We start from the raw sequence: 14,726 nt of genomic DNA on the forward strand, positions 1-14,726 counted from the left end.
CGGTTTTAATTAGATTTATAATTGTATTTGCGTGTTTAGTTTTTGATATCTTTTAAAAATTTCGAGGCTTTGAATTTCGGTCATGGTATTACAAAATTCTTTCATACTACTTAATAATTCTTCCGCTTTTTTAATTTGATTCTCTTTAATTAAAAATTCGCTGTAATCTACGGTTGTGTGCAATTTTAATAAACCAAACTTCATCTCTTCGGCATATTGAATCGCAGTTTTAAAAATAGATTCTATCTCTTCAGTTGTGTTTTTCTTTTTTAAGCACATGCATTGTCCTAGTAAATTATAAAAAAGAGGTAAAATAGAACGCTCTTCATGTTTTAATTGACGATCTAAAGAATTATTCAATAATTCTAATGCTTTGTCATATTTTTTTGTTTTCAAATATGTTTTAATCATAGACGGTTCATAATAAGACAAAGCCAAACTTTGTCCTGCTTTTATAATACCTTCTCTTTGTTCTTCTGCCACATCTGTTTTATCATTAACCCAATCGGTCAATATATCGAGTAAACATGAAACCCAAACTTGTTTTAATCTATCACCTAGAATTTCATGTAACTCATCTGCATATTTCTTACTCAAAATTTTATCATCAATCAAAGAAAGAAAACATATCATAAAAACAAAAGCTGTAACTAATAGAGCATCATTATCTGTAGTTTTTGCATAACGAATTCCCTTTTTATATAATTCTAAAGCATTATTAGTGTATCCTCTAAAACAATAAATAAATCCTAATAAGCCAGTAGCGAAAATATAGGGATCAAAACCATAGTCCTCAAAAATACTTTTATCATTTTGTAAATCAAATTTTTCGAATACTGTGGTAAGCAATTTTTCTGATTTATCTATATCTCCAGAAATAAAATAAGATTGTCCTAAAAATGAAGATATTGCCATTTCTACCCTATGATTTTTCTTTTGAATAGATTTTTCAATAAGCATTTCACCAATATTTTTTGCTTCTTTACTTTTTGATTGCGCATGAAAATAGGAAAACAACGCCCAATCATTCTTTAATTCATGTTCATCAATATCCTCGTCTACAGTATATCCTTCTTTCGATTTTAAATTTGCTATTAACTCCACATTCCGATTAGCCATTTCATATAAAGCATGGCTCCCCCATCCTTCTTTTAAAGAGATTGCAGCCATGACACAGATATTTAAATCCAGTTCGCCCTTGAGTTTTTGATTTTCATCTTGAATTCGTACTACCCATTCTTTAATCACCAGATGCAATCGTAAGGCTTCTTCATTTGCAGAATTTTTGATATCTCGTTTAATTGCTTCTAATCCAAGTTGTGATGCTTTATCATATTGACCAGCCTCTGCTTGATGTCTGGCTAATTCAAATGGATTTTCTTTTACAACTTCCTTAAAATTATCTTCAAGAGCTTTAGCAATTCTACCGTGAACTTCTCTTTTTAATTGAGATACCATACCATCGTAAGCAGCATCCCGAATTAACGCATGTCTAAATACATAAATCTCATTTTGTACACGACGTTGTCTATAGATTAGGTTAGCTTCTTGTAATACATTAAGGTTACCTTGTACCATCGCTTCATCATGAGAGGAAGATTTTACCAAAAGGTCGTAGGTAAATTCTCGACCTATAGCCGACGCTACTTGTGCAGTTTCTTTGGCAAAGCCAGTTCGATCTAATCTTGTATTTAGCAATCCTTTTAAAGTTACCGGTACAGAGGTTGCATCAAACTTTGCTGCTAACCGATACGTATCATTTTCTAGTATCAAATATTCTTGATCGGTCAACATTGTTGTTAAATCTTCAATAAATAGAGGAATTCCATCTGATCGCTCAACAATATAATCTAATGCTTTTTCATCAATTTCTTTTTGATGTATTAAATCTTTGATCAATGATTCTGCATAAGCTTTTGTTAGTATCTTCAATCCTATTTCTGTAGCTTGTTCTTCTTTCCAGTCATGTTCGAACTCTGGTCGTGCGGTAAGTAACAACAAGTAATTTTGTTTAGAAATTTTTGAGATTAGTATGCTCAAAAAGTCAAGACTTGTAGGATCAATCCAGTGTAAATCTTCAACGATAAGCATGAATTTTTTTTGAGTATCAATACTTAAAATCCATTCTTCTAGAATATTAAACAAAACTTCTTTTTGTTCTAAAGGAGATATTTCAGAGTTTTGATATGTATCACCTAAAGGAATGGCAAACCACGAGCATAATATCGGTATCGCTATCGCGGGATCACATTTTACCTTTTTTAATGCATTCTCTAATTGTGGTATGCTATCTGTTAAATCATCATGTATCCCCACATCCTTTTTGAGCATTTCGAAAATAGGATATAAAGCATTATTTTGATATTCTGGTAGACAACGACATTCTCTAACTACAAATCCATCATGTACTAAACCTTTTTTGGTTTCATAGATAAGCTTAGATTTACCTATCCCGGCTTGCCCCTTAATCAAGATGGTTTTTCCATTTTTAGGAGCTACCGTTTTCCATACGTCAAAAACGTGTTCTTGTTCTTGTTCTCGACCAATCATTCTTTGATCTGCACTTCTCAAACTAAGATTTGACAATGCCTCTGCCGGTCGCTCACCTGTAAGCAAAAATGCTGTTAATGAGTTACTACCTCCAGAAAAACCCTGAGTAATAAAAGGTTCAAATTCTAAATAAGGATCTAATAATTTTTTGGTCGTTTCTCCAACCAAAATATGCCCTGGTTGTGTTGTATATAAAAGATTAAATGCAGCATTTGTTACTAATCCTTCTGGATCGCTTTTATGTTTTATAAGTACGGTACCAGAATTCATTGCTACACGTATATCAATACTTATTCGGTGTTGTGCATACAACAATGCACTTCTTTTTTGCAATTGACTAATCAATTCTAATGCAGTTCTACCCGCACGTCTAGCATCATTATCACTTACTTGTGGATACCCGAAATACATAATCATCGTATCTGCCATTGTTCCTGATATATGAGCACCAAAACGCATACCAGTATCTTTACAAAGATGCAACTGATCTTTTTGAATTGCCTCTAGAGTTTCAATATCTAAGGTTGCATTTTCGGATATAGACAAGCTTAGTTTAGCGCACAAAACAGTAAGTTGTCTTTTTTCACTATGAGTGCTAAGCCAAGCAAATTGATTAATTTCGGTAAGGTTATCGGCAGGTTGTACAGGTGTATTTTGAGGTTGGATCCTACCTACCAAAGTACTTAAATTTACATCTTCTAATGCTTCAGAAATCATGATCGCATTATGAATACGTCTTCGTGGATCTTTGTGTAACACATGACTTAGCACCTTTGCTAATGGATGATCCAAAATTGAAGGAGGCAAAGGTACATCTGTAAGATCTAATTGTTTTTGAAAAATTTCTGCAACACTCGTACCTTGCATTACTGGTTTTCCTGTAAGGCATTCTAAAAAGATTAATCCCCAGGCATAAAGATCAGATTTTACCGTTGGCGGTTCTCCTCTTAATTGTTCAGGTGCAGTATAAGCGGGAGTACCAATTACATCATGTGTTAATGTAAGGTCCTTATAGTCTTCACTTTTAAAGTCATAGGTGAATGTCCCCATACCAAAATCTAATATTTTCACATAAGATTTTGTACCTAATTTAGTGACCATTATATTATGTGGTTTTAGATCACGATGAATTATCCCTTCTGAATGTGCGCAAATCAACGCTTCCAGAACTTGTTCCATCAATGCACCGGTCTCTTCTGCTGATAAACCGTTATATCTATTGATCAGATCCTTTAATGTCTCACCAGAGATAAATTCAAAAACTGCATAGGGTTCATGGTCTCCCGTATAACCTTTATCTAAAAGTTTAACAATATTTGGATGACTAATTTGTACGCAAAGTTGCGTTTCTCTCTCGAAACGAGCTATTTGTTGCTTTCTTGATTGTTCATCAAGAGTGTTTTTAAACTTAAGCATTTTAATAGCTACAATTTGACCTGTGCTTATTTGCTCTGCCTTAAAAACCTTACCATATCCTCCCTCTCCTATTTTTTCAAGAATATTGTAATTTTTAAGATCAGTATCGACATTTGATGTGTTTGTTGTCGAAGAGTTTTTCATTATCGGGTACTATTAATTTGTGATGTGTCTATATATATTTCGATTAGGGGATTAATTTGTCATTGCTAATACTTCTCCAATGCACGCTTCTTCTTTTATAATTTGAAAATAAGGATGTGCAAAGCGTACTTCACCATATCTTCTTTCAATAATATTTGAAAATAAATATCCATATGGTTTTGTTTCGATCAATAATTTTCTAAGTCTATAAATTTTTAAATTCAGATAGTAGGTATCTAGTTCTTTACCAAATTCTTTACTCATATCAGCCAATAAATCATCTATAGACATCCAACCTTGATCTCCCATTACATGATTTGCATTAACATCTGCGAGTCTCTTTCTAGCCAAAGCTAATAGAATATAATTATGAACACGTTCACCTAAATCTAATTCTAGATTCTGTGTTATAATCTTAATGTGTATATGTTCTTCGTCAGAACTTAAAGTAAACTGAAAATACGCATTGTTTACCACATGCCCATTATCCATTGTGTCTTCTAGTACTTGGTTTTCTACAAAAACATATTCTTCACCATCTATACTATATGTTTTGTTCTGTGCCAGATCAACAGCAACTCCAGCTTGTTCGAATTTCCAAGTAGTATCTTCAGGATAAATAAGTATTTCTGGTTTTTCTTCGTTTGGAAAAGCGTGACAAGAAGTTAGTTCTATAATATTACTAGTATTCTGAATAGATTTAAGATAGCTCGAAGGAGAATCCAAATTAATCATTTCCCATTGTGTAGATTCGTGTTCTCCAAATTGAATTCTACAACCTTTACTAAGTTTTACTGTGGCATGATTAATATATTCTCCATTAACTAAAGTACCATTTCTACTGTGATCTTGTATATACCAATCACTACCTTTCCAAGATATTAAAGCATGGGATTGGGAAATATCTTTCTCCGAAATGTGGGTATTCGCAATATGTCGATTCCTACCAAAGGTATGCTGTGTATTCAGGTATACGATTTCTTCTGTTTGATTATTTTTTATAATAGCCATTATCCCAATATTTCATTTATATTCCTTGTATACTAATTACATAGTATTTATAAATAAACTACTCTGGCAAACCGTAAAATACAATTAGCAAAAAACATTAACTCCCCCTAAATAAATGAATATTTTGAAATAATTGTCATGAACTTTAAGTTGGTTAAATTTTAAACGATTATTATTTTAAGTTTACGTCAAAAAATATACTTGCACTTAAATCTTATTTTTTAAATTATGAAGATGATATTGCATCTTTCTGGGTTAGAAAAGAGTAATTTACATCATAAATTGAATTGTTTTTAAGCTTATTAGTGCTTCTCAAATATAAAAAACATTATTTCTTTTCTCACATGAAAGAACACTTAAATAATTGAAAAATAAATAGTTATGGTTTTTCCGTAATCAAATAATGGTAATGCTATAATTTAATGTTTTTCAATTTTGAAATACATTCATACACATCCATTTTGGATTTATCTGAAATCCAGAATATTAAATCTAAATCAACAATGATTTGAATTACCATAGCCAATTTTTTATTTTTTTGAACTTAATTATTTTCTAAAAAAATAAAAAAAGAAAGCATATACATCCCTTATATATTAGTTTAAACCAAACAAAAAATCTAAATCAATTGAATACCAAATATTTACTTGCCTTTTTATTAGAAACTGTAAAGCATTTGTATATATCCTTAAACTAAAAAAGGCGTTTATTATCTCCCAAACCAATATAAATATGGAAATGATTTTAGCGTTTTTTTAACATAGAATCATCATGTGTGCTGTTGCTTATTTATGTTTTGATTTTCAGAAACTTAAAGCTTAACTCACGAAAATATGATTTTACTATTTAATCTAATTATGGATACCCGCAATAACAGTATAAAAATCCTAAATAAATTAGTGTTTAACTATACTCAATTAAAAACTAACTAAATCATGAAATACAAAATTATATCTGCCCAAACCGAAATTAAATTAGAGAATAGAGTCAATATATTTTTAGATGATGGTTGGGAGCCCACCGGAAGTATGTTTATTTTAAATTATGGAGGAGAATTAGGTTTTAGATACTTTCAACCTATCGTTATTGGTTAGTAAGTATTAAGAGGAGCGAAAAATCTTACCAAAGAATTTTATACACTGTTAAATAATTGTTATACGGATACCCGTAACAAATTGATTAAAATTTTGAATATCTTAGATTTTCACACCCCACAACATATAAAAGTAAAACTCGTCAACCTATGAAATACAAAATAGTATCTGCTCAAACAGAAAACAAACTGGAAAATAAAGTTAATGTTTTCCTCGATGATGATTGGAAACCCACAGGAAGTATGTTTATACTTAATTATGGAGGAGAATTAGGGCTTAGGTTTTTTCAACCTATTGTTAGTGAAGAGTAAGAATAAAAAATAGTAAACCATGCAGTAGCAAATACAAAAAATGAATTGCTTTGTTAATAAAGTATAAGTTATTTACAATTATTAATCTGGTTGACCAAAATTTATAAGTATTACCAAAAAATTATACTACTTTTATACTACTAAAATATCCCCCTTCTGTATTACAGTTATTCAATAACCGTAAAATAACAATTGGTTCTTATACCATAACATCCGCATATCTTTCTATTTTTTTAAGACAATAAAAACGTCATTATCGTCATTGTTTTATTATTTCTAAAAGAAAATATTATGCTTAAAAAAATAGTCGTTTTTCATTTATTATTTCTTGCTAATCAATTCGTTTTTGCTCAAACTACCAGAAATAATTATAACGCCAGATATGAATTAAATGATCACATCTATCATGGAGCTGGACAGAGTTATTCTGATTTTCAATCTTATTATAACAAAATGCCTAAGCATCATAAGCCATCTATGTATATGTATTATGTTTCGCTTAAAAGTTTAACATCTGGCACTTGGTCGACTACTTTAAAATCTAATTTAGCGTCTTTTAGAAACGATTTTGTCATACCGCAGATTGGCGTATCAATGACTGTAGATGGTGATCCAAATCAACATTATGAAGATGATGTCGCTATAGGACAGTATGACCAACAGATCGATTATCTTATTGAAGGTTTAAAAGAATTAGACAGGCCTGTTTTCTTGAGAATTGGTTATGAATTTAATGGCTCTGCTTGGAATGGATATCAAGCATCAACTTATGTAGCATCTTTTAAGAGAATTACCGATAAAATAAGAGTAGCAAACATAGAAGTCGCTACTGTATGGTGCTTTTCTGCTGATGGTGATGCTGACTTCACTTCATTTTATCCAGGGGATTCTTATGTTGACTGGTGGGCAATTGATATTTTTTCTGCAGAAGGATTCACGAGTACAAAAACAGTAGCCTTTATGAATTCTGCCCATAGTGCTAGCAAACCAGTAATGATAGGAGAATCTACCCCTAGATTTGTTGGTGCAGACGATGATCAAGATTGGGATAATTGGTTTAAAGATTATTTTAATTTTATTGATAATTATCCCGGTATAAAAGCTTCTTGTTATATTAGTTGGGATTGGAGCAATACTCCTTGGCCGACATGGGGAAATGCTATAATTGGTACAAACGACTTGATTCGTGTTTTATACACCCATCACTTAAGAGAACGCTCTTTCTTTAATGCTAAAAGTGAATCTGAAACCAGAAAACTTTTTTCCTCAAATGATGTTATTGCACCAGCAACTCCAATACTAAATGAAACAGAAATGAATCCTGCTAAACCATTTCTTAAATGGAATACATCAAACTCTGTCGATACCGCACACTACATTATTTATAAAAATGGATCTGCCATAGGTACGACTAGTACTAATCAATTTACTGATATAAGTGCCAAAGCCGGCCAATCTTTTGGTCTGGCAGTAAGTGCTATCGACTTAGCGGGTAACGAAAGTCCAAAATCGGCTTCATATTCTTTTGAACTTAGTACTACTATTATAAAAAATACGAATCCAAATTTTGAGATTGACAATTCTTTTTGGTCATTAAATACATTTGAAGGAGCACAAGCCTCCTTATCACATTCTAATAAAAGTGCTACTATACGCCTTGATCAATCAACGGGAACAAACTGGCATACACAATTGGTACAGGCAACAGACATTAAAGCCGGCAATACCTATTACATAGAAATAGAGGCATATGCAAGTTCCTCTACAACAATAGAAGTTGTCTTACAACAAAATCACTCCCCGTATGGGTTATTAATCAACGAACAGCCAACGCTTTCTGAAACTCTAACAACAATTAAAACTCCAATTGTCACTGCGACCACAGATGATACTATGAATATTGCGATTTTTTTAGGTCAGGTAAGCCAAGGAATCGATATAACAATATCAAGCATTAAATTATATGAAATTAGCAAATCAAATACTGCAAATAACAATACTCCAATTGCAATAATACCCAAAGAAAATATTACGGTTGACACAGGAGAACTTCATCTTAATGGCTCCTCTTCTTTTGACAGTGACGGAATAATCAATTCGTATAAATGGGCTCAGATAAGCGGTCCAAATTTAGCAGTTACAAGTGGCGCCTCAACACCCGATTTTATGATTAACATGAGTAAAGAAGGGATATATATTGTACGTTTGACTGTAACCGATAATAAAGGAGCGATAGGAACAGATGAAATAGAAATTAAAGTCACTGGTAACTCAACAGACATAAAACCTGTTGCTTCATTTACTGCAACGCCAATAACTGGAACAGCTCCTTTACAGGTACTTCTAGATGCATCTGCTTCTTCTACACCTAATGGCGGAAATTTAACCTACTCCTGGGATCTTGGTAACGGTAATACTGCTACAACGGTAACAACTTCGACTACCTATACGCAAGTGGGAGAATTCACAATATCATTAACCGTTATTAACGAAGATGGAAAATCGGATAGTGCTACCAAAATTATTAAGGTTATCGATACAGATACCAATTGCGGTTACGGAACACCCATTTTAGAAACACTGGCATCGATCAATACTCAATACACCCATATTAACGTACTTGGAAAGCAAGGTCCTGATCTTTCTAATATAACAAATTTTACTATAAATTGGAGTCTTGAGAATAACGGGTTATATCAGTTCTCAATGAACACAAATAATGGTAATCCTAATTATTGGAATAACTTTCTTCCTAAGATTAGACAAAAATTTAATCAACCTCAACCAGAGTTAACACTCACAGGAACAGGAATCCCAGGGTTTGATGGCTCTTATTGGGTAACTTTAGATTCTGATAATTTTGTAATGGTTTCTAAAACTAAAAATTTTACCATTTATTATTCTATAACTGCAACTACACCCAACTGCAATAAGCAACAAGTGGAAACCTCAAAAACTCTATATAGAAAAGCATTAATGTATCCAAATCCAAGTCGACAGGATTTTATTTTATCTCTTAACAATACTAAAGAAGTTTCTAGAATAGATATATATGATATAATGGGGCAAAAAATTAAAACCCTTTATCCTTTAAATGATAAAAACATACAATTTGGTAAAAACCTTTTATCGGGTATTTATTTTATCAATATTGTTCTAAGTACTAAAGAAATTATTACCCTTAAAGCTGTAAAAACTGAATAACTAGTACAATACTATAGCTATGATTAGTCACATTATTGTAATTTAATACTATCTATTTCTAACTTAAAATTTTCAGCTTCTTTATTGGCAATAAGAAATGCAATTTCTTCAAGGTTTTCACAAGGAAAATTATCCATGTCTAATTTCCTACCTCTAAAAGTAGGGTACATATCTAAAAGCGATATCTCTATCGACTGCCAATCTTTTGTAGTTTCAAAATAAGAGATATATGCGTGTCGATCATTTTTATTTGATTTTATCCTAAACTGATACCGTTTTCCGTCCCCTTTTAATTTAATAAGAACTTTACTGTAATTTGCAACTCTTTTAGATTCAAACGTATGCCTTACCGAAGAAAATCCACCATTGTTTTCTAGGGATACGTATCCTTCAAAAACGCCATTACCTTCTTCATTAATATAGAAATTACCTCCTGAACGACCACCCATTACGGTATCATCAACAATTTTCCAACTAGTGCTAATACTATCCTTATTGAAATCAAAAATAATTAATGAGTTGCTCATCGTCATAAAAAAACTGTAAGATAGAAATAGATACTTCATAAGCTCAATATTTAAAAAGCTTTAAAAGCCTCGAACCTAGTCAAAGGTACAACGGTTCAATAAATAAAATTTATAGTAGTATGTTAATTTTTGTTTAATGTATACTCCAAAAAGTTAAACATTATTGTAACTTTGAATTGAAAGTATAAGGAAAAAGCGTAAGTACACTTGAAATTAATTCAACAAAACAAAGTCTGCATACCTTAATACTGAAGGTAAATTTTTGCCATTTACACATCTTAAATAGTAACGAATGAAATTACAAACTGAAACAATAACAAAACCTAATGGTTATAATTTAAATGGTTTTTCGATTGAAGATATAGGAGATGATCACCTTAGTACAGGACTAGAAACACCCATGAAAAAAAATGCTTTCGATATATCTGATTCTGAAAAAAAGGAACGAATTGCTCATTTATTTGCAGAAATCATGGATGTTATGGGATTAGATTTGTCAGATGATTCTCTACGTGGCACTCCTCAGAGAGTTGCAAAAATGTATATAGATGAGATCTTTTCTGGGTTAGATCCCAAAAACAAACCCAAAATAGCATTATTTGATAATAAGTATAAGTATCAACAAATGCTAGTCGAGAAAAACATCACTTTTTATTCTAATTGTGAGCATCATTTTGTTCCTATAATTGGTAAAGCCCACCTTGCTTACATCTCGTCTGGTAAAGTAATTGGTTTATCTAAACTTAACAGGATTGTACAATATTTTGCCAAACGCCCACAGGTCCAGGAACGATTAACGAATCAAATTGCTACAGAATTAAAAAAAGTTTTAGAGACTGAAGATATTGCTGTAATTATTGATGCGAAACACCTTTGTGTATCCTCTAGAGGAATTAAGGATGATACTTCGGCAACAGTAACTTGTTACTATGGGGGAGCATTTAATACGCCCGAAAAAATAGCAGAATTACAAAACTATCTTAACCATTAATTTTTTTCATCGTGTAACAAAGTTAGTGTAAGTAAATAGAAGGCTTATAAATTATAATATACATTTAAAAACACATTATGTTTGGATTGTTTAAGAAGAAAAGTCAAGTTGAAGTATTACAGAAGAAATATGAAAAACTGATGAGTCAATGGCATGAATTATCAAGTATTAACAGAGCAGAAAGTGACAAAAAATATGCTGAAGCAGAGATGATCCTTAACCAAATCGAAAGTCTGAACAAAAAGTAAAAAAAGAAGCGAGTTTCAAAAATGAATCTCGCTTAAGAAATAGTTTTACATTTGATATGATATGGTCGATTAAATAATCGACTTTAGATAAATCGGTAGTATCATTGATTAACTTTTTAATTCTTTCAGTAATTGAACAATTTCTCTACAGATAATATCAGCATTCTTTTTTTTTGTAAAAATAGTTTGGTGGTTCCCATCAATTAATACCTGTTTCCCAATGCACGAAAGATCTATAAATTCTTTCTGAGCTTTAATAAATTTGTTTAGATATTTTTGAGGGTTTATACCTCGTTCCCGATATGATTCTTTATCGATTTTGATTGCTGTGAAGACTCTAATTGGCAATGCTTCAAATTGATTAATGATTTTTGCGAGTTTTAGATTAGAGTGGTAATTTTCTAATTCGCTTTTGTATCCTCTTAGACCTTTTCCGTTTAATAGCATATCTCGCATTCGATTATTTATTTCTTTGGGTAAACCATCACCAGCAAATGTAGGACCTGTAAAACTTTCTATCAGACCTAAAACTCCCGCATCTGCAAAAAAAGTGGCCACATTCAACCCCCAAATCACTGATTTAAATCTAAAAGAAGATACTGGTGCAGCATTAAATCTTTCAACTTGTTCTGGGTGTGTAGCGTCAATAAAAACTACAGCTGCTACTTCATTAGGATATAGTTTTGTAAGTACACGTATGTAAGTACCTCCAATTGAATGTCCTGCCAATATATATGGCGGTGATTCACCTGCATTTCTCAGAAGTTTTCGTAATTCTTTAGCAATAGTTTCTGCATCACGCGGTGTATTGCCCAATTCACTATAACCAACTCCAGAACGATCATAACGTACCACTCGCAAACTATCTTTAAGTCCTTCACTTAACCAATGGTAGTATTCTGTTGGTAAACCACCACCTCCTTCAATTACTAGAGTTGGTTTATTACTTTTTTTTCCTGTGGCATTTATATGAAATTTAACCCCATCTACCGCTATAAGTTTCCCCTCTGGTTGATTAGGCTCAGCACCCAATAAACGAAAAACTAAGCCCGCTAGAACTAATAATGTGATTGATACCGAAATGAACAAAAAGAATCTTTTTATAATTTTCATAATAATTTTCATGATACTTAATTTTTGCATCAAACATAGTTGTACTTTTCTCGAATCCCCATTTATTATTACAAACACACCCGAAATACTTTTACACAATTGCTATCGTAGGTTGTAATAGCGTTCGCTAAAAAACTAGAGTGATTTAACCTAAAAATGATCATGTTTGTCATGTTTATTTGTTATCCTTATGCGAATCTCTATTTTTATATGAGATAAATGACTATGCGTATGAAAACCCATTTAACCAGCTTTATTAAAAGTAACTATAGGGAATTAGTCATAGGAGGAATTCTTGCCAGTGCAATTTTTATAGTTGGACACTTTTCTGGTGGTTTTATCGTACGACCAGATTCTGTTGTTCTACCTTTTTATATGGGTATAAACATTTTTAGCTTTTTGTTTTGTTGGCTGACTCTTGCACTTTTGATTTCCAAGTTTCCGATGTACAAAGTTTTGGGAGTATTTGGGTTACTATTTTTGGGAGCAATAGCAGAGTATTTCATGAATATTCCTAATAATCCGATTACTATCCCACTATTGATTTTATTTTGGATGGGAGTCAGTTACTTGATTATACCAAAGTTTTTTAAAAAATACCAGATCGCTATTATCTTTACTTATGGTGCTGTGATTACTTATTTCTTTATGTTCAGAAGAACATCTAATTATGCAGAAGATCACCATCCGGTTGTTACTACTTTTCTTATCGTTTCTATATCAATGATGATCGTTTTGTGGGCATATGATCGGTGGAAATGGTTGACTAACTTAAGAGCAGATAAAGCTAAGGCAGAATTAATGTTATTAAAGAATCAAGTTAACCCACATTTTTTCTTTAATACCCTGAATAATCTGTACGGATTAGCCGTAGAGAAATCAGAAAAGGCTCCTGCCATGATCCTTAAGCTCTCTGATATAATGCGCTATACAATATATGATGGTAATGCCGATTATGTTTATCTAAAGGATGAAATAGCCTATATCGAAGATTATATTGAATTAAACAAAATACGATATCAAAAAAAAGTGGAAATTACCTTTATAAAAGATATTCCTTATTCACACAAAATAGCTCCAATACTAATTGTAATTCCTTTAGAAAATGCATTTAAACATGGTGTCGAGAGTTTGATGGAAAATGCCTTTATCAAAATTGAAATTACCACAACCAATTCGGGTATATTTTTTCGAATTAAAAATAATTACGAATTCAAAGAACTAAAAAGTAAAGGTATTGGATTAGAAAATTTGCAAAAGAGACTTGCCATGATCTACCCTAATAAACATAAATTAGAGATAACTAAAACTGAAGATATTTACGAACTAAGTTTATCAATCAAAACAACATGAACTATCTAATTGTAGATGATGAGCCGATAGCACATCGTATTTTAGAAGGCTACTGCGCCGAACTACCATTTTTAAAAAAAGTTGGTAATGCTTACAATGCACTAGAGGCATCAGCAATAATTACCAAGCATAAGGTAGATTTGATTTTTCTAGATCTTAACATGCCTAAAATTATGGGGTTTGAATTATTAAAAACATTGCCCTCTCCTCCTAAAGTTATCGTAACAACTGCTTATAAAGAATATGCCTTAGAAGGTTATGAATTAGATATTATTGACTATTTGTTAAAGCCTTTCTCACTTCCACGTTTTTTGAAAGCAATCAATAAAATTACTACAGAAAAGGAAGAAAAAAAAGTCGAAATGAGTACTGTTGACACGAAAAAAAACGAACGTTTTTTTCTCAAAGGAGATAAAATGTATCATCAAATTCTAATGAAAGATATTTTATTTGTAGAGGCTTTTGGCAACTACTGCAAAGTCTATCTTACAGAAAAAATGATCCTTACCCATGAAAAAATTTCTACGTTAGAGACATCACTCATTAAAGAAAAGTTCCTGCGAGTTCATAAGTCATTCATTGTAGCAATTCATAGAATTGAGACCATTCAAGGAAATCAAATCTATATTCACGATCATAAAATACCTATTGGTCAGACCTACCGAAGTAAAATCAATACTTTAATAGCCAGAAAAAAATAATTGTGATATGTATGCTTTTGTGTCTTGCCCTTATTTGTAAAAAACAGCATTTAGTAAATATAA

Annotated in this window: 11 protein-coding genes; 7 read left to right on the plus strand and 4 right to left on the minus strand. The window is 31.7% G+C overall.

Translation table 11 applies throughout. From position 1 onward, the window contains the following. Positions 1-15 precede the first annotated feature (15 nt). On the minus strand, positions 16-4,110 hold the full coding sequence (locus AWE51_RS18535) for a TOMM system kinase/cyclase fusion protein (RefSeq protein WP_066316580.1): 4,095 nt from the start codon (positions 4,108-4,110) through the stop codon (positions 16-18). 51 nt (positions 4,111-4,161) lie between these two features. Further along, complete coding sequence (locus tag AWE51_RS18540) at positions 4,162-5,121, minus strand: FHA domain-containing protein (protein WP_066316582.1); 960 nt, start codon at positions 5,119-5,121, stop codon at positions 4,162-4,164. Between the two features lie 935 nt (positions 5,122-6,056). Here AWE51_RS18540 and AWE51_RS26195 point away from each other — a divergent pair. The 3 genes from AWE51_RS26195 (at position 6,057) to AWE51_RS18545 (ending at position 9,730) form a co-directional block, all read left to right on the plus strand. Continuing rightward, positions 6,057-6,215, plus strand: a complete 159-nt coding sequence (locus AWE51_RS26195; RefSeq protein WP_082832507.1) for a DUF1737 domain-containing protein — start codon at positions 6,057-6,059, stop codon at positions 6,213-6,215. A 149-nt stretch (positions 6,216-6,364) separates the two neighbouring features. After that, a complete protein-coding gene (locus tag AWE51_RS26200; RefSeq protein ID WP_082832508.1) occupies positions 6,365-6,526 on the plus strand; it encodes a DUF1737 domain-containing protein in 162 nt (53 codons plus the stop codon). A 291-nt stretch (positions 6,527-6,817) separates the two neighbouring features. Next, entirely contained in the window at positions 6,818-9,730 is a 2,913-nt protein-coding gene (locus AWE51_RS18545; protein WP_066316583.1) for a PKD domain-containing protein, read from the plus strand. Between the two features lie 32 nt (positions 9,731-9,762). Here AWE51_RS18545 and AWE51_RS18550 read toward each other — a convergent pair whose 3' ends face one another. After that, positions 9,763-10,296, minus strand: a complete 534-nt coding sequence (locus AWE51_RS18550) for a CIA30 family protein (RefSeq protein WP_066316584.1) — start codon at positions 10,294-10,296, stop codon at positions 9,763-9,765. A gap of 253 nt (positions 10,297-10,549) precedes the next feature. Between AWE51_RS18550 and folE the strand changes: the two genes are divergently transcribed. Both folE and AWE51_RS26680 read left to right on the plus strand, forming a co-directional pair. Then, positions 10,550-11,248 (plus strand): GTP cyclohydrolase I FolE, encoded by a 699-nt coding sequence (folE, locus tag AWE51_RS18555; RefSeq protein ID WP_066316588.1) that lies wholly within the window; start codon positions 10,550-10,552, stop codon positions 11,246-11,248. A 77-nt stretch (positions 11,249-11,325) separates the two neighbouring features. Then, a complete protein-coding gene (locus AWE51_RS26680) occupies positions 11,326-11,496 on the plus strand; it encodes a Lacal_2735 family protein (protein ID WP_157766175.1) in 171 nt (56 codons plus the stop codon). Between the two features lie 108 nt (positions 11,497-11,604). Here AWE51_RS26680 and AWE51_RS18560 read toward each other — a convergent pair whose 3' ends face one another. Further along, on the minus strand, positions 11,605-12,621 hold the full coding sequence (locus tag AWE51_RS18560; protein ID WP_066316590.1) for an alpha/beta fold hydrolase: 1,017 nt from the start codon (positions 12,619-12,621) through the stop codon (positions 11,605-11,607). A 219-nt stretch (positions 12,622-12,840) separates the two neighbouring features. On the opposite strand from AWE51_RS18560, the gene AWE51_RS18565 reads away from it, so the two are divergent. Together AWE51_RS18565 and AWE51_RS18570 are read left to right on the plus strand one after the other, a co-directional pair. Continuing rightward, on the plus strand, positions 12,841-13,962 hold the full coding sequence (locus AWE51_RS18565) for a sensor histidine kinase (RefSeq protein ID WP_066317777.1): 1,122 nt from the start codon (positions 12,841-12,843) through the stop codon (positions 13,960-13,962). After that, positions 13,959-14,663, plus strand: coding sequence for a LytR/AlgR family response regulator transcription factor (locus AWE51_RS18570; protein ID WP_066316593.1), 705 nt, complete (start codon positions 13,959-13,961; stop codon positions 14,661-14,663). Before AWE51_RS18565 ends, AWE51_RS18570 begins: the two co-directional genes overlap by 4 nt. Positions 14,664-14,726: the final 63 nt, after the last annotated feature.

Origin of the sequence: Aquimarina aggregata (genome assembly GCF_001632745.1) — a bacterium.
GTDB classification, from domain to species: domain Bacteria; phylum Bacteroidota; class Bacteroidia; order Flavobacteriales; family Flavobacteriaceae; genus Aquimarina; species Aquimarina aggregata.